The organism is Vibrio sp. 1874, from assembly GCF_033344395.1.
GTDB lineage: Bacteria > Pseudomonadota > Gammaproteobacteria > Enterobacterales > Vibrionaceae > Vibrio > Vibrio alginolyticus.
Map to the genome: position 1 here is coordinate 68,501 of NZ_JAWPOR010000011.1, position 25,937 is coordinate 94,437.

A 25,937-nucleotide genomic window follows, 5' to 3' on the forward strand; every position below is an offset into this window, starting at 1 on the left:
CTAAAAAGGAAAAAAAATGGCACGCATTATTGTAGTAACGTCTGGTAAAGGTGGCGTTGGTAAAACCACTTCAAGCGCAGCCATCGCCTCTGGTCTAGCTCTTAAGGGAAAAAAGACCGCGGTGATCGATTTTGACATCGGTTTGCGTAACCTCGATCTAATCATGGGCTGTGAGCGCCGCGTCGTGTATGACTTTGTGAACGTCATTAACGGCGAAGCGACATTAAACCAAGCTCTGATCAAAGATAAGCGCACGGACAACCTATTTATTCTTCCTGCTTCTCAAACTCGTGATAAAGACGCACTGACAAAAGATGGTGTTCAGCGCGTATTCGGCGAACTTGATGAAATGGGCTTTGATTTCATTATTTGTGATTCACCAGCAGGTATCGAGCAAGGCGCGTTAATGGCCTTGTACTATGCCGATGAAGCCATTGTCACAACGAACCCAGAAGTCTCTTCTGTGCGTGACTCTGACCGCATTCTCGGTATTTTAGATTCCAAGTCACTGCGTGCAGAACAAGGGCTAGAGCCAGTAAAACAGCACCTTCTACTGACTCGCTACAACCCATCTCGCGTCACTCAAGGCGAAATGCTAAGCGTTGAAGACGTAGAGGAGATCTTACATATTCCACTACTGGGCGTGATTCCAGAAAGCCAAGCCGTGCTTAACGCGTCAAACAAAGGTGTGCCAGTCACTTTTGACGATAACACCGATGCGGGTATGGCTTATTCTGACACCGTTGATCGCTTATTAGGCAATCAGGTTGAATTTCGTTTCCTTACTGAGGAGAAGAAAGGACTCTTTAAACGACTCTTTGGAGGCTAGACATGTCATTATTAGAATTTTTCCGTCCACAGAAGAAAACTTCTGCGAATCTAGCTAAAGAGCGTTTGCAAATCATTGTCGCAGAGCGCCGCAGCCAAAATGATCCTGCGCCGTCTTACTTGCCTCAATTAAAAGAAGACATCTTGAAGGTGATCAGCAAGTACGTGGCAATTGATCCAAATATGGTTGACTTAACATTTGAGCACAAAGACGACGATATCTCAGTTCTTGAGCTGAATGTGAAGCTACCAGACGAAGAAAAGTAATCAGTTTCTCTCGCAAGACGAATGCTCTAATTAGAACGAAAAAGGTTGGCATCGAGGCCAACCTTTTTCATCTTTCATTACTTTAATGCTTTGTTCATCTTGTCGCCGAGTAAATCCAAACGCCACCCTTGCATCAAATCAGGCAATACTTCTGGGTCACGATCTTTTTTCCAAACCCAACTGATCAACTGATTGATCTGCTTTTTAGAGGCAAGGAACTCCGTGGCTAAACCTGACTTCTGCGAAGCCGATTTCACCAAGTCTTTCATATTTTTGAAGACCTGCTTGTAACCCGGATAGTCCATTAAACGCTCAATTTTCGCAGGATACTCTTCAGAAGGTGTTTGCTTCGCTTGTTTAACAATCGCGGCAATCTTCGCGCCATGGCGGTTAATCGCTCGGATATCAATATCTTCTGCTTCCATCTTCTTAAAGTTCGTTAAACCAAGACGAGCGACCGTTAATAGATCACCTTCTTTGAAGATAAAGTTCAGCGCTAAATCTCGTTTGATTGCTTCACGATAACGCCACGTCGCCAATGGCTTTAAAATCGCCAGCTCAGAAGGTTTTAATTGCCAAGCGCCCTTAATATCAAGGTAGGCATTCTCTTCATTGGTTACGCGAATACGTTTCGAAACGAGTAAATCACTTTCTTGCTGTACAGCTTCCCACCAACCTGCTTGCGTCACCTTATCGAACAGCTTTTCGTATAACGGTAACAAGTAATGAACATCTGCGGCAGCATAATCTAATTGCTTTTGTGTCAGTGGACGAGCCATCCAGTCGGTACGTGATTCACTTTTGTCGAGCTCTACGCCTAAATATTCTTCCACCAGCGATGCGAAGCCTGTCGATAGACCGTGACCGAGGAAAGCCGCCATCAGCTGCGTATCTACCATAGGGAATGGTGTACAACCAAAAGCGTTTTGGAAAACTTCTAAATCTTCACCACATGCGTGCAGCACTTTTAGCACAGAAGTATCTTTTAATAGCGCTACAAACGGCGTCATATCCGTTAATTCAGTCGGATCAATCAGCGAGAGGCGATTACCATCGAAAAGCTGAATCAGACCTAACTGCGGGTAGAAAGTGCGAATACGAACGAATTCAGTATCCAGCATCACTACGTCTGCCTCTCGGGCATGAGTGCAAACCTCTTCTAGGTCTTTGTTTTTAGTAATAATTTGATAGTTCACATACTTCTCGCTATAAAAAATGCCAGCAAAACGCTGGCATTCTATCATTTTTTAAATCTCTCGACTCGACGAAATCGGCTTATGCGCTTTTCTTCGCAAGTTCAGCGTCATTCTCTTCGCGTAAAACACGACGCAAGATCTTACCGACATTGGTTTTAGGTAAGTCTTCGCGGAATTCAACCAACTTCGGAACTTTGTAGCCAGTTAGGTGTTCTCGACAATGCGCGATCACTTCGTCTTTGGTCAAGCTCGGATCGCGTTTCACGACATAAATCTTCACTAATTCACCAGACACTTCATGTGGCTGACCAATAGCAGCAACTTCAAGTACTTTGCCGTGTAGTGCTACAACGTCTTCAATTTCGTTCGGGTAAACATTAAAGCCTGATACTAAGATCATGTCTTTCTTACGGTCAACGATATGCAGGAAGCCTTCGTCATCGAACTTAACGATGTCGCCAGTTGATAGCCAGCCGTCTTCGTTAATCGTATCTTTCGTTGCTTCAGGTCGTTGCCAGTAACCTTGCATAACCTGAGGACCACGAACTTGAAGTTCACCAGTTTCAGTATTCGCAAGAGCGTTGCCTTCTTCGTCCACGATACGAACTTCTGTTGATGGTACCGGCAGACCAATAGAGCCATTGTATTCAACAAGATCATGCGGATATGCCGCAACCAACGGAGAACACTCTGTTAGACCGTAACCTTCGAGCAAATAGCAACCCGTGGTCTTTTGCCATCTTTCTGCCACTGAGCGCTGCACTGCCATGCCGCCGCCAACGGCTAAACGTAGATTACTGAAATCCAACTCGTGGAAATCTTCATTATTGACCAATGCATTAAATAAGGTATTCACGCCCGTAATCGCAGTAAACGGATGCTTTTGTAGCTCTTTCACGAACCCTGGAATATCTCTAGGGTTGGTAATAAGTAAGTTACGACCACCCATTTCGACAAACAGCAGACAGTTTACGGTAAGAGCAAATACGTGATACAGCGGTAACGCTGTTACGACTAATTCACGCCCCGGAGATAAAACCGGTCCGTACGCGCCTTTTGCCTGTAGAACGTTCGCAATCATGTTGCGGTGAGTCAGAATCGCACCTTTCGCGACACCTGTCGTCCCCCCCGTATATTGCAGGAATGCAATGTCATCCCCAGACATAAACGGTTTAACGTATTGTAGACGACGACCTTTACGTAGAGCCTGACGCATTGAGATAGCACCAGGTAAATCGTACTTAGGCACCATGCCCTTAACGTACTTCACGACAAAATCGACAATCGTACCTTTCGCTCGTGGCAGCATTTGACCAAGACTGGTTAACACTACGTGTTTGACTGGTGTTTTATCGACGATTTGTTCTAGCGTATTCGCAAAGTTAGACACAATCACAATCGTCGTCGCACCTGAGTCATTCAATTGGTGTTCAAGTTCACGAGGAGTGTAAAGTGGGTTAACGTTTACGGCGATACAACCTGCACGCAAAATACCAAATAATGCTACTGGGTATTGCAGTAAGTTTGGCATCATCAGAGCAACGCGGTCACCCTTTTGCAGTTTTAACTCGTTTTGCAGATACGCTGCGAATGCGCGACTACGCTCTTCCAATTTACGGAAGGTCATAACCGAGCCCATGTTCATGAATGCTGGTTGGTCTGCATATTTTTGTACAGACTGTTCAAACATTTCTACCAAAGACTCATATTGCTCTGGATTAATGGTTTCAGGTACGTCACTTGGATAACGTGAAAGCCATGGTTTATCCACGATGTTACTCCTCGTTTATAACTGGCTAAAAAATAGCGTCCTTTTTATTTTGAAAGCTATTACAGCACAGCGAACGTGCTTGAGCACGCAACTCTCAAACACTTGTTTAAATTTTGTTAACTACACCAAGAATTCGCGTTGCGACCTCGAGTATTTGCTCTAAATGACAGTGATGACCACCCTTGACAGAAACCACTTGCGGTGGGTTCTCTCCCCAATCAGCTTGGTTAGATGGTAAATTCTGAAATCCTTGATCGCCTAATACAATCAAATGAGGACAACGTATTTGGCTGGTAATCGAGTTAGCATGCGCTTGCGCCATTCGGTAAAGCGACGCACATTTTAACTTGGCGTCATGCCGCCAATACCATTTATCTCCTCGCTGCTCTGTTCCACGCTCGACTATCGGTAGAAGCTGCTCAGCGGTTAATTGATTGGCTTGCATGCGTAATTTTAACGCCAGATCGAAGGAGGCAATGGCTCGCTCTGGCTTGTTTTGCTGTCTTATTCGACTTAAAACGCCATCGCGAAGACGAGGCAAACTGTTAATAGGCTCTTCAGTAAGAGGTCCTGCTCCCTCAATTTGCACAAGAGCTTCGACCTGCTCTGGAAACGCAGCACTATAGCAACTTGCGATTAAAGCACCAAGTGAATGCCCTACTAATATCAGTCTGTTTGGTGATAATTCGTCCAAAAACTGATACAAATCGGCAATATAGTCGTGAAAGGGGTAATAATTATCGTGAGATTTATGACTCGATAAACCGTGACCAAAATGATCGATGGCTAGGAGGTGTAAGTGAGGATTAAGTTGGTTCAACTGCTCCATGAGCGCTTTAAAGCTGCCCGCATTATCTAACCACCCATGAAGAAAAACGACTGACAAGTCAGCCGTTTTCTCGTTCCCTATCTCAAGGGCTGCCATTTTGCCGGCAGGAAGCTCGAATTGACGCTCATGCATCGCAGATTATTTGACCTGTTTTATCACTTTACCGTCTTGTGGGAAATCATTACGCCACATGCGGCAGTTAATCGAGTAACATGGGTAAAAGTAGGTTGGCGAGTCATACATGCGTACACGTTCTTCAATTTTCCATAAACGGTACCCTTCCCCCTTAATTACCGGGAAGATGTAACCGCGCTCACCGATCTTTCCTTCTTCTTCCCCTGCTCCTTTGCCTACAACCGTCACCAAACGGCCTTCACTAAAGGCGACAGGCTCTAAATAGCCATCAAAATAGGCGACAAAACGCCCCGTAGGCTCTTCATCAATATCAGGTTTACCAGACTTACTGATAGGAAGGTTTACAATCTCTAGACGCGTTTTATCTTTAAAGTTATCCACTTTAGCGATGATTCCACCAAGGCGAACATCTTCACTCACTTGCCCCTGAGACTCAGCAAAAGCTTTATAGTCTGTAACGACCAATTCTGTGCTTGCATTTAGCTCCTCTGGCAACGAGCTACACGCAGACAAACCAACCGTAGCAAATAATGCGAGAAAAAACCGTCCAAAAACCTTCATAAACCACCTTTCAATATTAGTAACCCCAAGCTGGGGAGATCTCACACGTAAATATCGACACCAAGTAATTGAGCCAGTTCCTCTTTTTTAGCTCGATTCATGACATCCATGTACTGCTCCATTGCTTTACGTGCGCCCCCTTCAGGAAGGTCATATTGCACTTGAGCTCGGTGAATTTGGGACTCATCCACGTGTTTTATGGAGTGCGCCACGGCGTTAGCAACCTTTGAAGGCTGACCTACAGGCTGCTTTGTTTGTGATTTATTTACCTGCTTCTTTTGACTGGCTTTATTAGTGCGATTTGCACCGGGAATCAAAGAAGGAGGCAAGCCATTAATCGACGCCATAGCACTCCATAAAAATACAGGGCAAACGCCCTGCTTTTTGTCAGGTTAATGAAAAACGGACTATTCGCGACCAGGAAGTTTTTTCCATGTCACATTATCACGTAAATAAACAGGGCTCGAATCTTCGACCGGCACGGTATTACCCTTTTTAAATTCTTGTTCAGCAAGAATCACAATGTCTTGTGAATCAGGGTACAGAACGTCACCATGCGTCAAATTAAACGGTAGGTCTGCTAATACTTCTTGGTAAGCATCCCAACCAGTACCTGCTGTCGTCCACGTTTTGTCGTCTGCTTGTGCTTCTTCAACTAGACGTGCTGGTGGAATTACGCACTCTGCATCCATCTCTGCCCACTCACCGTTTGCTTGGCGAGTGTAACGTGCCCAGTAAACTTCACCCATACGTGCATCAATGGCCACAGCGACATCGGTCACACTATGTAAGCGATAGCTACCTTGAGCCATTGCAGCCAGCGTTGAAACGCCGATCATAGGTAAGTCAGCACCGAACGCCAAACCTTGTGCGATACCAATACCGATACGAACGCCAGTAAAGCTACCTGGACCACGTCCAAACGCTAACGCATCCAGCTCTTGTAGAGTCAGGCCAGCTTCTTTGAGTACTTCATCAACCATTGGCAGTACTTTTTTGGTGTGATCGCGTGGTGCAACCGCGCTACGTGAAATCACTTGATCATTAGCCAACAACGCAACTGAACAGTTTTCAGTCGCTGTATCGATAGCAAGAATTTTTGCGCTCATTTAACTCTCTACAACTCTCATTTATTGGGTTATGCCTCAGCACTTGCGTCTGTGACAGATTGTTCTGCTTTCAGGAATGCTTTGATTCCATCTAAGTCTCGCGTCCTTGGGATAGGTGGTAGACTTCCGAGGAAAATACCACCATAGTCTCGCGTGACGAGGCGATTATCACAAATGATCAACGCACCGTGATCCTTCTGATCTCGAATTAATCGCCCGACTCCCTGCTTTAACGTAATCACTGCATCCGGGATTTGTACTTCAGCAAATGGTTCACCGCCACGTAATCGACAATCCTCGATACGGGCTTTGAGTAACGGATCGTCAGGGGCGGTAAACGGTAATTTGTCGATAATAACACAGCTCAGCGCATCACCTCTAACATCAATCCCTTCCCAGAAAGCGCCCGTCGCCACGAGTAAAGCGTTACCCAGTTCCATAAACTCCGCCAAGGTTTTCTGCTTACTCATCTCCCCTTGCATTAACACAGGCAGCTCAAGTACTTCTCGGAACTTCTCACCTAGTTCACGCATCATGCTGTGCGAGGTACATAAAAAGAAGCAGCGACCATCATTTTCTTCAATCACCGGAGCAAGCATTCGGACTAACTTATCCGCTAAGCCGTTACTGTTTGGCTCTGGCAAATACCTTGGCACACAAAGGCGCGCTTGCTTTTGATAATCAAAGGGGGACGGCAGAGAAAATTGCTTTGTAGGCTTGAGGCCAAGGCGCTCAGTAAAGTGCTTGAAATCGCCCGATACGGCTAGGGTTGCTGACGTGAAAATCCAAGCGCCTTGTTTAATCTCTATTTGCTCATGGAACTTGTCCGCGACAGAAAGAGGCGTAATGTGCAGAGCGAAATGACGAGGCGAGGTATCGTACCAGTATGAGTAACCGGTAATATCGACATCACATACCCGGTCGATACGGCCTTTGATCAAATTTGCTCGTTCAAAGGCGGTATCCAGTAATTGACTGCGCCCTAAGGCTATTTTGAGTACATCAATCGCCAATTCGAGGCTGTCAGTTAAGCGCAATAATTCTCGCTTAATAGAACCTGATTGCAACGCCTCACGCCAGTTGCCACGAAAGCCTGGCTCACCCAATACAATCCGCATGTCCATTGCGCTTTGCATGAGTTTGTCGCCCACTTTTTGCAATTGACGCATATCTTTGGCTTCGGTGCGATAGGCTATTTCAATGTCTTTGGCAAGATCGTGAATTTGGCGGCTTGAAACTGACTGGCCGAAATATTCGCTCGCAATATCTGGCAACTGATGAGCTTCATCAAAAATAAACACATCGGCTTCTGGAATCAGTTCACCGAATCCTGTTTCTTTGATCGCTAAATCAGCAAGAAACAAGTGATGGTTCACTACAACAATGTCGGAATCCATGGCTCGCTTACGCGCTTTCAATACAAAGCAATCAGTGTAGCTCGGACATTCTTTACCTAAACAGTTATCATTGGTTGAGGTGATAGTCGGAATGATCATGCTGTCTTCTGGCAGATCATCACAATCACCAAGGTCACCTGTTTTGGTTTCTGATGACCAAGCACGCACTTTAACCAGTTGAGTTAATAACGTCGGGTCAGATTCATTAGTGTGGCTTTCGACCATTTGGCGGCTCAAACGATCCAAACACAGATAATTAGAACGCCCTTTTAATAACGCCACTTGGCCATAAAAACCAAGCGCATTGACCATGAGCGGTAAGTCACGATGGTACAACTGCTCTTGCAAGTTTTTCGAGCCTGTACTGATGATCACTTTTTTACCGCTTAACAGCGCAGGGACTAAGTAGGCGAAGGTCTTACCGGTTCCGGTTCCTGCCTCCACCACCAACTGGGTTTGATCTTTGATCGCACTGCTGACGGCTTCCGCCATATCGATTTGTGGCTGACGAGCTTGAAAGCCAGGAATGGCCTTACCTAACGCGCCATCAGAGGAAAAAGTTTTTGCGATCATGCTTGGTATTGAGTTTGAAAAATTATCGAGAGTATATCAGAGGAATAGGAGTGACATCAGCCCACAATCTGACCAGCTTGCGGCGACACGCGGATATTTTGTTGAAACCAACGTAAGAATAGATTATTTATGGTGAAACATGGCAGTACAGTTACACCCGCCAGGGAATAATAACAAATTCGTACGCTAAAATATTAATGCATGGAAGTACCTGATTTATGGAAAAGAAAACACTGTTGACCCACTGTTCTGACGCCCCGGGTCTCATCTCGAAAATTACTAATATCTGTTACAAGCACCAACTCAACATCGTTCACAATAACGAATTTGTTGATAATACCAGTGGCCACTTTTTCATGAGAACGGAGTTGGAGGGGTACTTCAACGATCAAACGTTTCTTGCCGACTTGGACCAAGCTCTCCCGCAAGGTGCTAAGCGTAAATTGGTTGGCTCTCGCCGTAAGCGCATCGTCATTCTCGTCACAAAAGAAGCGCATTGTTTAGGCGATATTCTGATGAAAACCTACGATGGAAGCCTAGATGTTGAGATCGCCGCTGTGGTGGGGAATTACGACAAACTGCAAACTCTCACTGAGCGCTTCGACATTCCTTACCACCATGTGACCCATGAAAACCTTAGCCGTGAAGAACACGAGCAGAAGATGCTAGAAGTGATCGATCAATACGATGCTGACTTTTTGGTGCTAGCTAAATACATGCGCGTATTAACGCCGACGTTTGTTGAGAAATATCACCACAAAATCATTAATATTCATCACAGCTTCTTACCTGCTTTTATTGGCGCGAAGCCATATCAACAAGCTTACGATCGCGGTGTGAAAATCATCGGTGCAACAGCACACTTCGTGACTAATGATTTAGATGAAGGGCCGATCATCAAGCAAGACGTAATTCCTGTCGACCATACATTCAATGCCCAAGATATGGCGCAAGCGGGACGCGATGTAGAGAAGAACGTATTGAGTAAGGCTTTGAATAAAGTGATCAATGACCACGTCTTTGTTTACGGCAATAAGACGGTTATTCTTTAAATTCGCAGCTGATTGCTAGCTGCTAAAAACGCGTAATTTGAGAAGGCATTGTCTTTTCGTTACGCGTTTTTTATCTGTCGGTGGATGTTTTATTGAAGTGCTTGTAAGAGATTCCCGACTACGCTCCTTCGTCGCTTTCGGGAATGACGTAAATGAGGCATGAGCATGAAAGCTAATTAGTACGCATCACTTAACCAAACGCAAACAACTCAAGCGCGTCATTCCGACGAGCTTAAGCGAGATCAGGAATCTCATATCCGCACACTGTGAGTTTAAGTGACCCCTCTGACTAACAGCGCACGACGTAAAGCAAGTTACGCCTGCTCAGACTCCACAATACGCTTAAGTGAATGCGGGTGCAGCTTGATACAAATGCCTTGGTACTTAAACGCCACCGTTGGGTTATTCAAGCGTTCGCCATCCCCTTTCGGGCTCGACAGTTTGATCTTCACACCCAGCTCTTCCAACTCATTAAAACGCGCCCCAAACGCTGGGTAAGTGTGTTTCAAATCAGCAAGAAACTCATCTGCGGTTTCGGCATGAGACGGAATCACAAACTCCACATGTTCCCAGCTTTCAATTGGGTAGATTTTGCCTTCCGCAGGGTATGGCAGTTCCAGACACTCAATCTTCCAGCCACGACTTTCCAACGCTTTATCGAATTCGATAACGATGATTGGGCGACCGTTGATTTTCGCTTGTGAAATCACCTTACCGTATTGATTCCATGCTTCATGCGCGGCTTTTGCTGTTTCAGTATCATTAATTCGCAGCGCAATATGGTCAGCTTGAGCAAAGCTCAGATCCAGTTTTAACAGGGATGCAAGCTCTTCAATCTTCGCCATAAATGCATCCAGATCTTGGATCATCAATTTAGGCGCTAGGCGTTTTTCAACTAGTTGAGTCGTCATTGTGGCTCTCTTTTGGGGCGATTTATCTCATTACTCTGAGCGCAATAGTAAACTCAAACCAAACCACATTTCCATTCAATCGAAAAAGTATAAATTTCCCCAATTCCTCTCTGTATGAAAAGCAATAAAGTTGTTATCATTAGCCCCATTTTTGTGAACTCCAACAGAACTCGGCACTTACTTCGCCGAGTTCTTCGTCCTTGAATTGAAGGAAACGCGTGTGAATATCCAAGCACTTATTAATGACAAAGTATCTCAGGCTCTAGAAGCCGCTGGCGCACCTGCAGGCAGTCCTGCGGCAGTACGCCAATCAGCAAAGCCACAATTTGGTGACTACCAAGCAAACGGCGTAATGGGCGTTGCTAAAAAACTGGGTACTAACCCACGAGAATTTGCACAGAAAGTACTGGATGTTCTAGACCTAGATGGTATTGCAAGCAAGACAGAAATCGCTGGTCCTGGTTTCATCAACATTTTCCTAAGCGAAGAGTTCCTAGCAAAACAAGCGGAAGCAGCACTGGCTGACTCACGTCTTGGCGTTGCAGCAGACGAAGCTCAAACTATCGTTGCCGACTACTCTGCACCAAACGTTGCTAAAGAAATGCACGTTGGTCACCTACGTTCAACCATCATCGGTGATGCGGTAGTACGTACTCTTGAGTTCCTAGGTCACAAAGTGATCCGTGCGAACCACATCGGCGACTGGGGTACTCAGTTCGGTATGCTTATCGCAAACCTTGAGCGTGTACAACAAGAGTCTGGCGAAGTTTCTATGGAACTTGCGGACCTTGAAGGCTTCTACCGCGAATCGAAAAAGCTGTACGATGAAGATGAAGAGTTCGCAGTAAAGGCGCGAAACTACGTGGTAAAACTGCAAAGCGGTGACGAGTACTGTGCAGAAATGTGGAAAAAACTCGTTGATGTAACCATGATCCAAAACCAGCGCAACTACGACCGTCTAAACGTGTCACTGACTCGTGACGACGTGATGGGCGAGAGCATGTACAACGACATGCTTCCTAAGATCGTTGCAGACCTAAAAGAACAAGGTCTTGCCGTTGAAGATGATGGCGCGCAAGTTGTATTCCTAGATGAATACAAGAACAAAGATGGCGAACCAATGGGCGTTATCGTTCAAAAACGCGATGGCGGTTTCCTATACACAACAACAGACATCGCATGTGCAAAATATCGTTATGAAGAGCTAAGCGCAGACCGTGTGCTTTACTTCATCGACTCACGTCAACACCAGCACCTAATGCAAGCTTGGACAATTGTTCGTAAAGCAGGCTACGTACCTGAGTCAGTATCTCTTGAGCACCACGCGTTCGGCATGATGCTTGGTAAAGATGGTAAGCCATTCAAGACTCGTGCGGGTGGTACCGTTCGCCTTGCCGACCTTCTAGATGAAGCAGAAGTTCGTGCAGCACAACTGATCGAATCTAAAAACCCTGAACTAGATGCGGAAGAAAAAGAGAAGATATCTAAAACAGTTGCAATGGCAGCGGTTAAATACTCTGACTTATCTAAACACCGTACGACTGACTACGTGTTCGATTGGGACAACATGTTAGCGTTTGAAGGTAACACAGCACCATACATGCAATATGCATACACTCGCGTAGCTTCTATTTTCGCTAAAGCTGGTGTTGCTATGGACGCTCTCCAAGGTGACATCAAAATCACTGATGAGAAAGAGAAAGCACTTATTGCTAAACTTATGCAGTTCGAAGAAGCGGTTCAATCTGTCGCTCGCGAAGGCCAACCGCACATCATGTGTAGCTACCTATTCGAACTAGCAGGTCAGTTCTCTAGCTTCTACGAAGCATGCCCTATCCTAGTTGCTGAAGACGAAGCTGTGAAACAAAGCCGTCTGAAACTAGCAGCGCTAACAGCGAAGACCATCAAGCAAGGTCTGTCTCTACTAGGTATTGATACTCTAGAGCGTATGTAATCCGCTTTTACGTAGGTAGCTTAAGTAGCACAAGCTAAATGATGACAAAGGTTGACGTGAAAGCGTCAACCTTTTGTTTTATCTGGCGTATACTGATGTCATTCAATTCAAATCGGACAACATAATGAGTTTTGAACTGCACCCTCAACTGGCAAAAGACACTACCGTTATCGGTCACTTCCCTCTGTGTGTGGCGCTTCTGCATAAAGACAATGCTGTGCCATGGGTTATCTTGGTACCAAAACGTGCAAACCTAAAAGAGCTTCACCACTTGCCAATGAAAGAACAGCAACAGTTTTTGCTAGAGTCTCAAGCGGTAAGCCAAGCACTGGAAGCAACATTCCGTCCAGACAAGTTAAACCTCGGTGCACTAGGTAACATGGTGCCGCAACTGCACATTCACCATATCGCTCGCTTCAAAGATGACATAGCATGGCCGGGACCGGTTTGGGGTAACACCAAAGGTGAATTCCGTACAGAAGAAGAGCAAAACGAATTGCTTGGTCGCATTAAAAATGTGCTGTCACTGAGTTCTATTTTCCAAAAAGCATAAGCACTGCTAGCGAAAATAATTCGCCTTTGAATACGGCTGAAATAGACAGAGAAAGATTAATACGTATTTGTAACAATCTTTCTCATTTTTCTGGGATTATCACTAAAATAAAACTTGTTTAGACTACCAGCTCAGTTAGAGAGGGTCATCATGAAACAAGTCTTCAACACATTCCGATACGTCAGCTGGATCGCCATTATCTGTTCTATGGCTGCTTCATTCTTGCTTTTTCTTATGGGTGCAGCAAAAACCTATTCGGCATTTGCGGTCTTCATTCTCAATCAAACACCTCCAGAAGCACTCGCACATTTAGATAAAGCAGACATCGCGATCGCTTATTTGATCAAGTCACTGGATACGTTTCTTGTCGCACTAGTTTTGTTCATCTTTGCTCACGGCATCTACACACTATTTATTTCCAACAAAGCTAAAGCGAAAACACAAGAGCAGTCGGTTTTGCATTGGATCAGAACCCCAAACATCGGCCATCTAAAAAACATTTTGGCTGAAGTCATCATCGTGATCTTGTTTGTGAAGTTCTTAGAGCTCGTGCTGATTAACTTCGACAGCTTAGATTGGACGATCTTAACATTACCTATTTCGATTTTAGTTTTAAGTCTTGGTTTAAAGTTCCTAGAGTTAGGCGCGACTAAACACTCTGAAGAACATTAATTTCGCTGTATTCACAAACAATAACCAGCAAAATAAAAGCCGCATCATTGCTGATGCGGCTTTGTCGTTTTTACGTGATAATTTTTAGGTGACTAATTTTGATAGTCGCTACATGGTGACTGTCAGAGACAAACCATCTTGTTTAGTCACTGAGTAGCGAACACGAGTCACGTCATGAGCTTTATTAGTGTCGACTAGGCGGCTAATTTTGCCCTTCTTAATCCACACGTTTAACATCGCGTCGGCGCCATCTTCACTCATCCCAAACTGTTTAGCCAGATCTGACTGGGAGACGGTTCCTTTGTCTGCAATGTATTGATAAAGCTCTTTTAAAATCATGCTACTTGCGCCTCTAATGCACCGTTTTGTTTTTTACCAACTTGTTTGAACACACGGTATGTGCCAAAGAAGATAGCTACGATCACAGCCATCCAAATACCACTTGTCACTGGGCTATCTGCGAAATGCGTCAATTGGTTGTAGAACGTCGCACATAGGTAAGCCAAGCCCATTGTCCAAACCGCGATAAAGCGTGCGAACTTATGACCAAACTCACGTACGTAAGCCCCCATCGCCGCCACACAAGGTGTGTACAGTAGGATAAAGATTAGGTAAGCAAATGCGGCATTGCCAGAAGCAAACTGCGATTTAATGTTACCGAAGATAGAAGCATCGACTTCTTGTTCTTCGGCAACGGCATTTGAGTCAGTTAAGTCACCCACTTCAATGCCTAGTGGATCTGAGTAGCTCAAACCGGCTAGGTTTTCAGGGATACTCATTACTGCCTCTTCTAGGCTGCCCATTAGATCAAATTCTGCGTCTTCACCGTCGCTTGGCGTGGTGTATAGGCTGTTAAGCGTACCAACTACCGCCTCTTTTGCGAAGATACCGGTAATGATACCAACCGTCGCTGGCCAGTTATCTTCTTGAACACCGATTGGCGCGAATACTGGAGTAACAACTTGCGCAGCTTTAGAAAGCACCGAGTTTTCGCTGTCTTCGTTACCAAAACTGCCATCAGTACCCAATGAGTTGAAGAAACTCAGAATAGCAACAACGATAACGATGGTTTTACCTGCACCAAGTACAAAGCGCTTTAGCTTTTGCCAAGTTTTGATCACCACGTTTTGTAGCGTCGGAAGCTCATAGTCTGGCATTTCCATTACTAGGCTATCACTGCTACCTGGGTAAAGCGTATGCTTAAGGAAGAGACCCGTAAAGATCGCTGCCACAATACCAAGTAGGTAAAGTGCGAATACAATGTTTTGACCTGAGCCTGGGAAAAATGCCGCAGCGAATAGTGCGTATACTGGTAGACGAGCACCACATGACATAAACGGCGCCATAGATGCAGCCAGCTTACGCTCACGCTCTTGGTCTAGAGTACGAGTCGCCATGATTGATGGTACGTTACAGCCAAAACCAAGAACCAACGGTACAAATGCTTTGCCCGGTAGGCCGATTTTCTGCATGACTTTATCGAGCACGAACGCAGCACGTGCCATGTAGCCCGAGCTCTCAAGTACCGCTAGGAAGAGGTACAAACACGCGATAACCGGAATGAAGGTTGCAACCGTCTGGATACCACCACCGATACCATCAGCAAGAACCGTCACTAACCACACAGGCAAATGACCGTCTAACAAGTGATGCCCACCATCAACCAATAATGCGCCCACACCAATGTCAAAAAAGTCGATAAATGCACTACCGATGTTAATCGAGAACATAAACATCAGGTACATAACAACAAAGAAGAAAGGAATTCCAATCCACTTGTTCAAAATAAACTGGTCGAGTCTTTCAGTCACACTACGACTTAACTTGCCTTCGCTTCGGCGAACTTTTTTACACTGTTCATGCAGATGCGTGTACTTAGTATCCGCGACATGCAAATCGATATCCAAATCTAACGTCGTAATGACTTCCAAGACTTTGCTTCTATCAATATCAGAAAGACTATTGAGCACCATTGTGTCTTTTTCAAGCGCACGAATCGCTAGTGCACGATGAGCGACGTTTTGGTCGTTAAAAAGTGCGGAAACCGTTTGAATTGCCGACTCCATCTTCTCACCGTAATGCAAAGACAATTCTTTAAGTGGCACTCCTTGAACGATGGATTTATGGAGCTTTTCTTTAAACTCTGCCACTTGAGTTTTATTGGTTGCAGATAAACTGACAACCGGACAACCTAACGTTTTCTCAAGCTCTGCAACGTTAATCATCTGACGTTCACGCTTTAGCGCATCCATCTTGTTGAGGACAACAATCATAGGGCGACCAAGTTCGCGAAGTTGCAGCGTCATGTATAAGCTGCGCTCTAAACTTGTAGCATCCACCACGTTAATAATGAGATCAGCAGGATGAGTTAGAACCGCACGCGATGCGATGGATTCATCAATACTATTACTATCATTACCACTGTCTAATGAGTAAATACCCGGAAGGTCAGTGAGCAAAAACTCATCCCCAGCATGCTTGAATTGTCCCGTTTTCTTTTCAACCGTGACGCCTGCCCAGTTACCAACTTGCTGTTTTGCGCCAGTTAAACCATTAAATAGCGTCGTTTTACCACTATTAGGGTTACCTACGGTTAGCACTTGATATTGCATTACACTCGCTCCACTTCAATTTTCTGAGCAATTGTTTCTCGCAATGCGACAGACACACCACGGACTTCGACTTGTAAAGGATCGCCCATTGGCGCACGTCGAATCACTTTGACTTCTGTATTGGGAAGCAGCCCCATTACCATGAGTTTCTTTCTGATATCTGATGAAAGACCATCTAACAACCGAATCGTCACCGTATCGCCAGGATTAATCTCTGATAACTTCATAGTGGCCCTTAAGAGTATTGCTAATGAGAAATATTATTATTTAATAAGTTTAGGTTGCCAATATTACTCCCCTATACCCCTTCAATCCTTGTGTGAAATCAAAGATTCCGTAAATGTTTTCACGCTTTCAAACGTTAACTTCGTAAATTTCCTCTCGTTATTTACGTCAAAATTAACAATTACAAATGACACCTAACGAAACAAAAATGTCACAAACCAAGACAGAAAACAAAAAATTAAAATTAAAACAATGGCTTAAGTAAAAAACCAAACGTTGTCGCTTTTCTCATATAAACATGGCGTTATTTTTATAAGAAAAATAAGTAACCTCTCGTATAGTTACTCCATCGAGAGGGCAACCTCTCTAATAAATTCCAGAGGTGGCATGGCAACATGTCACTCCGGCAGCAAGCGAAGGTGTCCTTGACACCCGTGGTATAGTCCCCCCGGCTATACCACGATATTTTTTTTCACCTCTTTCAAAACTTCTTTACCTTATTCATCTTTTCAACACAGTTTTCGTTTTCACGAATGTCGCATGCCATCACTCCCCCAAATGAACCACGCTCTTTTGATACAGCAATACAACTGTCATTTATTTGTTGCAACTATCAGTAAATCATTCTCTTGAAGCCATTTATGCTTATTGCTATGAACATCGCGACTAACAGATAGAACGTGATCGTGCTTACGTGTTGAGAATGGATTTGTAGGCTAGATGTGATGAAGAAACAATGAAACTTACTTCGTTAGCAACTGCAGCAATAATAGAGCACTGTATGCAGCTCCCCAGCATCTTAACTATTAACTAGGGAGCGTATAATGAAGGTTTTCTAGTAAATTTCTTGGCTTTCTTGAGTCAAAGCAAACTTGGAAGGGGGCAAACCAAAATGCAGCTTAAACTTTTGGCTAAAGTAAGATGGATCATTAAAGCCACAGTTAAAGGCGACTTCACTGATTTTCTCACCCGCCAATAACTGTTCACACGCCGTTTCTAAACGAACCTCTGTGACATAGTCTTTTAACGTTCTTGACGAGGCAGATTTAAAACGTCTCTGCAAAGAGCGTTCAGACATATACAGCATTTTAGCGGCTGACGCAGTGCCAAATTCAGGATCATGGTAATGCTCTGCCACTAATTGATAGACTTTTTGCAACCACTCTTTCTCTGGTGTGACTTGATCTTCTGCAATAGTTACAGGATTGAGTTCTTGCTGCGGTTCATCCAGATAACTACTTTCCTTCGCAGATGGCCATGTAATCTCGACTTTGTTTTGAGCATCAGAAGAGAAGACAGCCAAATAACCACCACTCGTTGTCACTAGTTGGGCAAGGTGGTCAATACTCAACTCAGAGTGATTTAAGTTAGATGGAAGCCCAGTCGCGACTTTATTAGGTAATTGCGTCCCGTAATCAAGAAAGCTCAATGACACAATATCATGCCCCTTTTCTAGCATAATTCTAACCGTTTGACCCCGGAAAGAGCGCTTGATGATATTGGCAAAAATGCTATTGAAAATAACATCAAGATTAAAGCTTTCCAGAGCAACCCGGCTCTGCTTACTCTCATCTTCTAGCTCTACCAAAATACCCGCTTTTGCAAAGTCATCTTGCCATACATCAACCACTGACTGAGTTATCTGACTCAAGTTGTAGTTCTGACTCCCACCACTTACATCACTTGGAACGCTTTTGAGTTCATTTAACTGCCAATTCGTTTTAGCCAAATGATCCTCCGTCGCAGTATCGAGAGGCATAGGTAGTTTCGCCACAATAAAGTCGACGCTTGATTTTATGGATAGAGCTACATGGTCTACGAGTAGGTTTCTAACTTGAATCTGTTTACGTAATTGCTGGTTGCTCGTAAGCAACACTCTACTTTGATGTCTTAACTGATTCGTTTTGAGAGTCACTTGAGCTGCTAGATCACGGTTAGCCTGTACAACGTAGCGAGAGCGCCAGAAAACAAGTAATGCGACGACCGCAATACTAGCTACGACAAAGCCTAAAATAGCAAATCGCGATAGATACCAAGGATGAAGGACGATAAAGTGAGATTCTAAACCAACGACTCCAGTGGCAACTTGAGACTCATTACTGACCTGCAAGTGATATTCACCGGAACTAAGGTGCTCGAGTGTCAGTTGGCCCCCCTCTAACGTTTGCCATGGGTCATCGTTGTTCAATCGATAGTACAAATTTTGACTGTCTGGTTTTGGCATCACACCGAATAAAAAACTCAGCGAAGATCCATATGGCAGTGTGATCCCATTCAGATCGGCACTACCAACTTGCAGAACTTCATTTTCAAGCACAACTTGGCTAACAATAAACTTAGACTCTGGGGGATTAGATACAAGCAGCTTGGATGCTTCTGCTTTTACGAGTCCGTACTTCGACCCCAGAACAAGCTCTCGCTCACCAATTTCTGTCTGCTGTATAACGCTACAAATACCAGGGAGGAACTCATTGTTCATTAAGCCTGATGACGATGAGTAATGTTTCACTAACTCACCCGAAAGGTGGTAATAGCTTAAACCAACAGAGGAAGCTAACCATACACCTTGCCTGTCTCTGATCAAGCAAGCAGGTCTGGCGTTGGGCTCACTCATTTCAACAACACGTTTTTCATCGCTTCGTGTATCTGTTTTAAACACACCATAAGATGAAGCAAACCACTGGCTGCCATCAACCGCCGTGGTCATGTCTAATGATTCACCAAACTTTTCTGAAAAACGGATAAACTGGATGTTGTCATTACTGTATTGGTATACGCCATGATCGGTGCCTATTAATAGGGCATCTTCAGTATCATATAGGCGCGTAACCTTAGCAGGCAAATACTGACTTACTAGCCACTCACTTCCAAAGTTTCGTACGCTTTGTGCAGCAGTATCAACATTGTAAAGATGGTATCCGCTTGATACCCAAAGACGGTCATCACCATCAACGGTCACATGCTCTACTGCATGTCCAGCCATAACCTGTAAATAAGGAAATGTAATCTTGTTGAGACCATTTAGCTCAAATATTTCCAGCCCTTTTGAGGTTGCAAGCCACAGCATGCCGTTTTGAAACGCAAATTCATTGATCTGCGACTCCAACTCTAAGACTTGGTTAATCCCACTCTTTCCTGAACGATAAATCTTTCGGTCATCAGCAAACCAAAGCGCACCATCAGGACCTTCAATAGTTTGCCGAATTCGTCCTGACAGGGTGTGTGAGTCATAACTACTAAAGGTCACTCGTTCAAATTTTTTACTAAATAGCGAGTAATAACGAATACCTTGGTTAGTCGCAATCCACATCCCTCCCATATTGTCGCTCAACAACGAATAAATCTTCGTGTTATCTAACTCTAACTCAAGAAAACTTGCAGGCGCGACTTCGGTGACCTCACCTGAAAAAAATGAGTACAAATAAAGGCCATGCTCTGTCCCCACCCAATACTCTTGATTTGTCTCTGCGAATGTCAAAACATGTGAGCCGCCAATTCTAATCACTTCTTTATCAGGCTGGTAAATGTTGAAAATTAAAGCGCCACGCAATGTACCTATCAAAATTTCTCTTCGCGTGTGTGAATAATAGACTTTCTCAATGTAGTTTTGACCTGAGGCAGCGACATGGTCAAACTTATCACCTTCAGAAAGATAGAAGCCGGAAGTCGTTGCTAGTGCCCACTTCGTTTCAACTAGCACCGCATCATTAATGTAAACGTAGCTATTATTACTATGTTGATAGAGCTGCAATAGAGAGAAAGAGTTTAACTCGCTAGTGTCGATATTGTAGGTATAGAAATGCGCGCCATCACTCACCCAAATATAGTTCTTTGAAGACCCTATTTTTCTTATTTGTGAGCCTGGATTTAAACTAAAGACTAAACGTCGCTCCTGATTTGGATAAGTTCGATAGACCTCATTTTCAATAAAGGTCCAAAAAGCACCTTTATGATAGGCCAACTGCTTGGCCGACGTTTGTAGGAAGCTACCTGATTTAGGCAATATAGTTTGACCATCGTAAAACAGGACTCTCCCGTGTACGTCATGAATCCACAAACCGCCCTTTTCACCCAAGAACAACTTTTTAGCCGCGATAAAAGTACCCTTTGCCTGAGTTGGCAAAGGGTAAAAGATTGCATTTGCATTATGAAGCGCAAATGCTTGGTAGGATAAGACAAAGCCCAACAGAGCAAGGGCTAATTGGCGTAGCAAGACGAAAACCTTTTGTATCAATTTGTGCTCTGAAAGTGACCGTTCATCGTTTGTAAAACATGGATTGATACGGTTATTTTGAGCTGATAATTATTGGTAATGATATCTCAATTACTTTCTGAGAAAAGGCTCGCCTTACCAAAGGTTGTAATTCTTACTACTGGATCACGTTAAAAAGACTACTCCTACATTACGACAGCACTTAATCTGACTTTTTGTTCAAGCATTGCTCAAAACTATTCGCCATATTGTTGAGAAAAGTAAAGTAACTGCCAGGTTTTGCTTCAATTGTACTCCCTAACGGGTCAAGCTCGCCTTTAGCGACATCACTGCCTCTCATTACGCTCTGAACGACAGCCGGGGTAAACTGAGGTTCAGAAAATACACAAGCCACATCTCCACCACTTAGCTTTTGACGAATTTGAATTAAGGTCTTCGCTCCTGGCTTGCGTTCTGGGCTCACAGTAAAATGCCCCATTTGATTTAGTTCATAACGATCTTCGAAATAACCGTAAGCATCATGGAATACAAAGTAACCTTTGTTTTTTACTGGTGCCAGCTTCTGCTTTATCTGTTGGTCAGTGTCTTTTAGCTCGAGTTCAAACTTTTTGAGGTTCGCTTGATATTGAGCTGCATTTTCCGGATCAAGTGATACAAGTTGATTCACAACAGCCTTGGCCACTTGTTGTGCTTGGCTTACACCTAGCCAAAAGTGCGGATCATGTGAGCCATGATCGTGCCCATCATGGTCATGGTTGTGCTCACTATCAAATTCACGCAATTCTAGATTTGGAATTTGACTAATAGTCAAAGTATTCGATCTATCCGAAACAACTTTCTCTAGAAACGGTTCAAGATCATGTCCGTACCAGATAACCAAATCAGCCGAAGCGACCTTTTTAACATCCGATGGACGCAAAGCATAGTCATGGGGTGATGTGTTAGACTGCAATAGCACGTCTGGTGAAGTTACTCCTTGAGTAAGCTCTGTTACTAACAGCTGAATAGGTTTGATACTCGTCAGTACCGTTACCGCCTGTGCTGGCAGTGTTAACATTGCTGAGGCAGCAAGAATTAATGCTCTTTTCATAGTTTTACTTGGGATATGGCGTGGAAAGTGAGATAATGTTACATTATAACATTATTGATTTGCAAATGAGTTTCATTCATGTCTTCCTTAGTCCATCTTGAGCAGTTATGCGTCGAGTTCGATGGCCGCAGAGTTCTCGATAACATTAGTATGGAATTAGAAAAGGGCAAAATAACTACCCTAATTGGTCCCAATGGAGCGGGAAAATCAACGTTAGTCAAAGTTATCTTAGGTCTTCAAAAGCCGACTAGCGGCAAGTTGAACCGACAAAGAAAACTGAAAATTGGTTACGTTCCTCAAAAGTTGAAGCTCAATGACTCCCTTCCATTGAATGTAACCCGCTTCCTAAATTTAGCAGGAAAATACAGTAAGCAGGAGTGCATTGATGCATTAAGGCTTGTTGGCGCTGAACATTTACTTAATAGTAATATGCATCGCTTATCCGGTGGTGAAAACCAACGAGTGTTACTGGCGCGCGCTCTGCTTCAGCGTCCTCAGCTATTAGTATTAGACGAACCAGCTCAGGGGGTGGATATCCAAGGTCAAATCGATCTCTATGACTTAATTGAGAGCATTCGTCACCGCTTTGATTGTGGCGTATTTATGGTATCGCATGACTTACATTTAGTGATGGCGAAAACGGACGATGTTATTTGTCTGCATCACCATGTTTGCTGCTCAGGTTCACCTGCCACTATTACTCAGCACCCTTCTTACATCGCGCTATTTGGCAATGCAGCGAGAGAATCTCTCGCGTTTTATCATCACGACCATGAGCACCATCATCACGATTTATCCGGAACGCCAGTAAGCGGTGATGCGACATCATGCTCCCACCATAAACACGGACATCACCATCATGATTGAGTTTCTCCTACCTTCTATTCTTGCTGGTATTGGTATCGCGATCATTGCCGGTCCACTTGGGTCATTTGTCGTTTGGCGTAAAATGGCTTACTTCGGAGATACCCTAGCTCATGCATCGTTAATGGGCCTAGCGCTGGGCTTCTTGCTCAACGTAAATCTCTACCTTGCGCTACTCGTCTGCTGTTTAGCTCTGGCCGTTTTGCTTGTCACTCTGCAAAAGCAACAACTTGTGGCTACAGACACGTTGTTAGGTATCTTGGCACACAGTGCACTCTCTATCGGTTTAGTATCGGTTAGCTTTTTGGAAAACGTGCGCGTCGATTTAATGAGCTACCTATTTGGGGACTTACTTGCCGTCTCTCCACAAGATCTGATGTTTATTTACGCAGGTGTTGTTGCGGTAAGTGCGTGTTTGTACGTCTTCTGGCGCCCACTGCTTTCTAGCACTGTTAGTGAAGAACTTGCCGCTGTTGAGGGCGTGAATACAGACTTAGTTAGATTGGTGTTAATGCTAATGGTGGGTGTAGTAATCGCAGTAGGTATGAAGTTCGTTGGCGCGTTGATCATGACTTCGCTCCTAATTATCCCAGCAGCAACAGCACGTAAAGTCTCTTCATCACCAGAGCAAATGGCATTGTTCGCATCCATTATTGGCTCAGTGGCAGTACTGATGGGGCTTAGCCTATCATGGCACTTCGATACACCGGCCGGCCCTTCCGTAGTGATCAGCGCAACATCCTTATTTATGCTGAGCCAGCTGATTAAAAGCAAAGCATAATCGCATTGAGTATTAAACGCGAAAGACCTTGCTAACAACAAACATAAACCCACGGAAACGGAAAAAGAAAAGCCTGCGAAATCGCAGGCTTTTTAATACTTATTAAGTAGTGTGGTCGATTACCAACCCGTCACTTCACGTAGACCTTGGCCAATCTCTGCTAGAGATTTCACAGTTTTAACGCCAGCCGCTTCTAGTGCAGCAAATTTGTCTTCAGCAGTACCTTTACCACCAGAGATAATCGCACCAGCATGGCCCATACGCTTACCAGGAGGTGCAGTTACACCAGCAATGTAAGAAACCACTGGCTTCGTTACATTTTCTTTAATGTATGCTGCTGCTTCTTCTTCTGCAGTACCACCGATCTCACCGATCATAACAATCGCTTCTGTCTCAGGGTCTTCTTGGAACAGTTTTAGGATATCAATGAAGTTTGAACCCGGGATTGGGTCACCACCGATACCAACACAAGTAGACTGGCCGAAACCTTCGTCAGTGGTTTGTTTAACTGCTTCGTAAGTTAGAGTACCGCTACGAGATACGATACCTACTTTGCCTTTCTTGTGAATGTGACCAGGCATGATACCGATCTTACACTCATCAGGAGTGATAACACCCGGACAGTTAGGACCGATCATGCGAACGCCAGTTTCTTCTAGCTTCACTTTCACGTCGATCATATCTGTTGTAGGGATACCTTCAGTAATCGTTACGATTAGCTCGATACCCGCGTCAATCGCTTCTAGGATTGCATCTTTACAGAAAGGTGCTGGTACGTAGATGACTGTCGCTGTTGCACCAGTCGCTTCTACTGCTTCACGAACTGTGTTGAATACAGGAAGACCTAGGTGAGTTTGGCCACCTTTACCTGGAGACACACCGCCAACCATTTGCGTACCGTATGCGATAGCTTGCTCTGAGTGGAAAGTACCTTGACCACCAGTGAACCCCTGACAGATTACTTTAGTGTCTTTGTTAATTAATACAGACATTATTTAGCCTCCGCAGCAGCAACAACTTTCTGAGCAGCATCAGTTAGCGACTCAGCAGCAATGATATCAACATCAGAATTAGCAAGAACTTCGCGACCTAGGTCAGCGTTAGTACCTTCAAGACGAACAACAACAGGTACGCTTACGCCTACCTCTTTAACCGCACCGATAATACCTTCTGCGATCATGTCACAACGTACAATACCACCGAAGATGTTAACAAGTACCGCTTTCACATTGTCATCAGATAGGATGATCTTGAATGCTTCAGCAACACGCTCTTTCGTCGCGCCGCCACCTACATCTAAGAAGTTAGCTGGTTTGCCGCCGTGTAGGTTTACGATATCCATCGTACCCATTGCTAGGCCTGCACCGTTAACCATACAGCCAACGTTACCGTCTAGTGCTACGTAGTTCAGCTCCCACTGAGCTGCGTGTGCTTCACGCTCATCTTCTTGTGAAGGATCGTGCATTTCACGAAGCTTAGGCTGACGGTACAGTGCGTTTGAGTCGATGTTGATCTTACCGTCAAGACATAGCAAGTTGCCTTCACCAGTAATCACAAGTGGGTTGATCTCTAGCAGAGCAAGATCGTACTGAGAAAACATAGTGCCAAGACCCATAAAGATCTTAACGAATTGTTTGATTTGGTCGCCTTCAAGACCAAGTTTGAACGCTAGCTCACGACCTTGGTAAGCTTGTGGACCTACTAGTGGGTCAATTGCTGCTTTGTGGATGAGTTCCGGCGTTTCTTCCGCAACTTTTTCAATTTCCACACCACCTTCGGTAGAAGCCATGAAAACGATCTTACGGCTAGCACGGTCAACTACCGCACCTAGGTATAGTTCGTTCGCAATATTTGAAGCTTCTTCAACAAGGATTTTTGTTACTGGCTGACCATTTGCGTCTGTTTGGTAAGTTACTAGGTTTTTACCTAACCACTTCTGTGCAAACTCTTTAACGCCTTCTTTTGTATCGTGTAGCTCTACGCCACCCGCTTTACCACGGCCACCAGCGTGAACCTGACATTTAACTACTTTCTTGGCTGTACTAATACGGCCTGCGGCTTCAAAAGCTTCTTGTGGTGTATCACACGCGTAGCCTTCTGGCACAGGCAAACCGAATTCTGCAAACAGCTGTTTGGCTTGGTATTCATGCAAATTCATTTCGATATTCCGTTTGTTTTTCCCTTAAGGGATTTATTATTTCCATAACGCTGCAGTCTTGGCTGCTTGTACGTCTGTAGGGTCTTCTCAAATCAATCCTTCATCATGAGTTCTCATACTGAAGGATTCAAATGAAGGCCAAACGTTGAGCTAGTCTAGCCATTGAAATTTTTAACGTCTAGCTAC

The 25,937-nt window shown here is 44.4% G+C and carries 23 protein-coding genes; 8 read left to right on the forward strand and 15 right to left on the reverse strand.

Annotated elements, in window-relative coordinates:
- Positions 1-16 precede the first annotated feature (16 nt).
- Both minD and minE read left to right on the forward strand, forming a co-directional pair.
- Positions 17-829: a septum site-determining protein MinD gene (gene minD, locus R8N46_RS17890; RefSeq protein WP_005388331.1), complete on the forward strand. Its 813-nt coding sequence runs from the start codon at positions 17-19 to the stop codon at positions 827-829.
- A gap of 2 nt (positions 830-831) precedes the next feature.
- Positions 832-1,095, forward strand: a complete 264-nt coding sequence (minE, locus tag R8N46_RS17895; protein ID WP_005388332.1) for a cell division topological specificity factor MinE — start codon at positions 832-834, stop codon at positions 1,093-1,095.
- A 77-nt stretch (positions 1,096-1,172) separates the two neighbouring features.
- On the opposite strand, the gene rnd is transcribed toward minE, so the two are convergent.
- From rnd to R8N46_RS17930, 7 genes are all read right to left on the reverse strand, one after another.
- Positions 1,173-2,291 carry a ribonuclease D gene (gene rnd, locus R8N46_RS17900; protein WP_031777213.1) on the reverse strand — a complete coding sequence of 373 codons (1,119 nt, stop codon included), beginning with the start codon at positions 2,289-2,291 and terminating at the stop codon, positions 1,173-1,175.
- Between the two features lie 79 nt (positions 2,292-2,370).
- A complete protein-coding gene (fadD, locus tag R8N46_RS17905) occupies positions 2,371-4,062 on the reverse strand; it encodes a long-chain-fatty-acid--CoA ligase FadD (protein ID WP_005382216.1) in 1,692 nt (563 codons plus the stop codon).
- Positions 4,063-4,168: 106 nt separating this feature from the next.
- Entirely contained in the window at positions 4,169-5,023 is an 855-nt protein-coding gene (locus R8N46_RS17910) for an alpha/beta fold hydrolase (RefSeq protein ID WP_115385815.1), read from the reverse strand.
- A gap of 6 nt (positions 5,024-5,029) precedes the next feature.
- The gene (locus R8N46_RS17915; RefSeq protein ID WP_115385814.1) at positions 5,030-5,587 is read right to left on the reverse strand and encodes a Slp family lipoprotein; all 558 of its coding nucleotides are present in this window, start codon (positions 5,585-5,587) and stop codon (positions 5,030-5,032) included.
- A 41-nt stretch (positions 5,588-5,628) separates the two neighbouring features.
- Entirely contained in the window at positions 5,629-5,934 is a 306-nt protein-coding gene (locus tag R8N46_RS17920) for a hypothetical protein (protein WP_047102883.1), read from the reverse strand.
- A 60-nt stretch (positions 5,935-5,994) separates the two neighbouring features.
- Complete coding sequence (gene tsaB, locus R8N46_RS17925) at positions 5,995-6,696, reverse strand: tRNA (adenosine(37)-N6)-threonylcarbamoyltransferase complex dimerization subunit type 1 TsaB (protein ID WP_115385813.1); 702 nt, start codon at positions 6,694-6,696, stop codon at positions 5,995-5,997.
- A 29-nt stretch (positions 6,697-6,725) separates the two neighbouring features.
- A complete protein-coding gene (locus R8N46_RS17930; RefSeq protein ID WP_005382210.1) occupies positions 6,726-8,666 on the reverse strand; it encodes an ATP-dependent DNA helicase in 1,941 nt (646 codons plus the stop codon).
- Between the two features lie 218 nt (positions 8,667-8,884).
- Here R8N46_RS17930 and purU point away from each other — a divergent pair, with 218 nt between their 5' ends.
- A complete protein-coding gene (gene purU, locus R8N46_RS17935) occupies positions 8,885-9,718 on the forward strand; it encodes a formyltetrahydrofolate deformylase (RefSeq protein WP_005382206.1) in 834 nt (277 codons plus the stop codon).
- Between the two features lie 314 nt (positions 9,719-10,032).
- On the opposite strand, the gene R8N46_RS17940 is transcribed toward purU, so the two are convergent.
- Positions 10,033-10,629, reverse strand: a complete 597-nt coding sequence (locus R8N46_RS17940) for a VOC family protein (RefSeq protein ID WP_213880690.1) — start codon at positions 10,627-10,629, stop codon at positions 10,033-10,035.
- A 220-nt stretch (positions 10,630-10,849) separates the two neighbouring features.
- On the opposite strand from R8N46_RS17940, the gene argS reads away from it, so the two are divergent.
- The 3 genes from argS to R8N46_RS17955 all read left to right on the forward strand — a co-directional run bounded on the left by argS (position 10,850) and on the right by R8N46_RS17955 (position 13,808).
- Entirely contained in the window at positions 10,850-12,583 is a 1,734-nt protein-coding gene (gene argS, locus R8N46_RS17945) for an arginine--tRNA ligase (protein WP_025517318.1), read from the forward strand.
- A 124-nt stretch (positions 12,584-12,707) separates the two neighbouring features.
- On the forward strand, positions 12,708-13,136 hold the full coding sequence (locus R8N46_RS17950) for an HIT family protein (RefSeq protein WP_039841466.1): 429 nt from the start codon (positions 12,708-12,710) through the stop codon (positions 13,134-13,136).
- Between the two features lie 150 nt (positions 13,137-13,286).
- Positions 13,287-13,808, forward strand: coding sequence for a YqhA family protein (locus tag R8N46_RS17955; protein WP_005382193.1), 522 nt, complete (start codon positions 13,287-13,289; stop codon positions 13,806-13,808).
- 108 nt (positions 13,809-13,916) lie between these two features.
- Here the strand turns inward: R8N46_RS17955 and R8N46_RS17960 are convergent, their stop codons facing one another.
- From R8N46_RS17960 to znuA, 5 genes are all read right to left on the reverse strand, one after another.
- Positions 13,917-14,147, reverse strand: a complete 231-nt coding sequence (locus tag R8N46_RS17960) for a FeoC-like transcriptional regulator (protein WP_005382192.1) — start codon at positions 14,145-14,147, stop codon at positions 13,917-13,919.
- Positions 14,144-16,420, reverse strand: coding sequence for a Fe(2+) transporter permease subunit FeoB (feoB, locus tag R8N46_RS17965; RefSeq protein WP_054578018.1), 2,277 nt, complete (start codon positions 16,418-16,420; stop codon positions 14,144-14,146). Before feoB ends, R8N46_RS17960 begins: the two co-directional genes overlap by 4 nt.
- A complete protein-coding gene (locus R8N46_RS17970) occupies positions 16,420-16,647 on the reverse strand; it encodes a FeoA family protein (RefSeq protein ID WP_005382190.1) in 228 nt (75 codons plus the stop codon). The genes feoB and R8N46_RS17970 overlap by 1 nt, the downstream gene beginning before the upstream one ends.
- A gap of 833 nt (positions 16,648-17,480) precedes the next feature.
- Positions 17,481-20,858, reverse strand: coding sequence for an AraC family transcriptional regulator (locus tag R8N46_RS17975; protein ID WP_213972520.1), 3,378 nt, complete (start codon positions 20,856-20,858; stop codon positions 17,481-17,483).
- A gap of 202 nt (positions 20,859-21,060) precedes the next feature.
- Complete coding sequence (gene znuA, locus R8N46_RS17980) at positions 21,061-21,948, reverse strand: zinc ABC transporter substrate-binding protein ZnuA (RefSeq protein ID WP_033906913.1); 888 nt, start codon at positions 21,946-21,948, stop codon at positions 21,061-21,063.
- Between the two features lie 78 nt (positions 21,949-22,026).
- Here znuA and znuC point away from each other — a divergent pair, with 78 nt between their 5' ends.
- A complete protein-coding gene (gene znuC / locus R8N46_RS17985) occupies positions 22,027-22,815 on the forward strand; it encodes a zinc ABC transporter ATP-binding protein ZnuC (RefSeq protein ID WP_005382185.1) in 789 nt (262 codons plus the stop codon).
- Positions 22,808-23,593 carry a zinc ABC transporter permease subunit ZnuB gene (znuB, locus tag R8N46_RS17990; protein ID WP_005382183.1) on the forward strand — a complete coding sequence of 262 codons (786 nt, stop codon included), beginning with the start codon at positions 22,808-22,810 and terminating at the stop codon, positions 23,591-23,593. The genes znuC and znuB overlap by 8 nt, the downstream gene beginning before the upstream one ends.
- Before the next feature lie 119 nt (positions 23,594-23,712).
- Here znuB and sucD read toward each other — a convergent pair whose 3' ends face one another.
- Together sucD and sucC are read right to left on the reverse strand one after the other, a co-directional pair.
- Positions 23,713-24,585, reverse strand: a complete 873-nt coding sequence (gene sucD / locus R8N46_RS17995; RefSeq protein ID WP_005382181.1) for a succinate--CoA ligase subunit alpha — start codon at positions 24,583-24,585, stop codon at positions 23,713-23,715.
- On the reverse strand, positions 24,585-25,751 hold the full coding sequence (gene sucC / locus R8N46_RS18000) for an ADP-forming succinate--CoA ligase subunit beta (protein WP_005382179.1): 1,167 nt from the start codon (positions 25,749-25,751) through the stop codon (positions 24,585-24,587). Before sucC ends, sucD begins: the two co-directional genes overlap by 1 nt.
- Positions 25,752-25,937: the final 186 nt, after the last annotated feature.

Bases quoted from the DNA above. Each gene is read 5' to 3' on its own strand.
- minD (WP_005388331.1), top strand. From the start codon at position 17: ATGGCACGCATTATTGTAGTAACGTCTGGTAAAGGTGGCGTTGGTAAA.
- minE (WP_005388332.1), top strand. From the start codon at position 832: ATGTCATTATTAGAATTTTTCCGTCCACAGAAGAAAACTTCTGCGAAT.
- R8N46_RS17910 (WP_115385815.1), bottom strand. From the start codon at position 5,023: ATGCATGAGCGTCAATTCGAGCTTCCTGCCGGCAAAATGGCAGCCCTT.
- R8N46_RS17915 (WP_115385814.1), bottom strand. From the start codon at position 5,587: ATGAAGGTTTTTGGACGGTTTTTTCTCGCATTATTTGCTACGGTTGGT.
- R8N46_RS17920 (WP_047102883.1), bottom strand. From the start codon at position 5,934: ATGGCGTCGATTAATGGCTTGCCTCCTTCTTTGATTCCCGGTGCAAAT.
- tsaB (WP_115385813.1), bottom strand. From the start codon at position 6,696: ATGAGCGCAAAAATTCTTGCTATCGATACAGCGACTGAAAACTGTTCA.
- R8N46_RS17930 (WP_005382210.1), bottom strand. From the start codon at position 8,666: ATGATCGCAAAAACTTTTTCCTCTGATGGCGCGTTAGGTAAGGCCATT.
- purU (WP_005382206.1), top strand. From the start codon at position 8,885: ATGGAAAAGAAAACACTGTTGACCCACTGTTCTGACGCCCCGGGTCTC.
- R8N46_RS17940 (WP_213880690.1), bottom strand. From the start codon at position 10,629: ATGACGACTCAACTAGTTGAAAAACGCCTAGCGCCTAAATTGATGATC.
- R8N46_RS17950 (WP_039841466.1), top strand. From the start codon at position 12,708: ATGAGTTTTGAACTGCACCCTCAACTGGCAAAAGACACTACCGTTATC.
- R8N46_RS17955 (WP_005382193.1), top strand. From the start codon at position 13,287: ATGAAACAAGTCTTCAACACATTCCGATACGTCAGCTGGATCGCCATT.
- R8N46_RS17960 (WP_005382192.1), bottom strand. From the start codon at position 14,147: ATGATTTTAAAAGAGCTTTATCAATACATTGCAGACAAAGGAACCGTC.
- feoB (WP_054578018.1), bottom strand. From the start codon at position 16,420: ATGCAATATCAAGTGCTAACCGTAGGTAACCCTAATAGTGGTAAAACG.
- R8N46_RS17970 (WP_005382190.1), bottom strand. From the start codon at position 16,647: ATGAAGTTATCAGAGATTAATCCTGGCGATACGGTGACGATTCGGTTG.
- znuA (WP_033906913.1), bottom strand. From the start codon at position 21,948: ATGAAAAGAGCATTAATTCTTGCTGCCTCAGCAATGTTAACACTGCCA.
- znuC (WP_005382185.1), top strand. From the start codon at position 22,027: ATGTCTTCCTTAGTCCATCTTGAGCAGTTATGCGTCGAGTTCGATGGC.
- znuB (WP_005382183.1), top strand. From the start codon at position 22,808: ATGATTGAGTTTCTCCTACCTTCTATTCTTGCTGGTATTGGTATCGCG.
- sucD (WP_005382181.1), bottom strand. From the start codon at position 24,585: ATGTCTGTATTAATTAACAAAGACACTAAAGTAATCTGTCAGGGGTTC.
- sucC (WP_005382179.1), bottom strand. From the start codon at position 25,751: ATGAATTTGCATGAATACCAAGCCAAACAGCTGTTTGCAGAATTCGGT.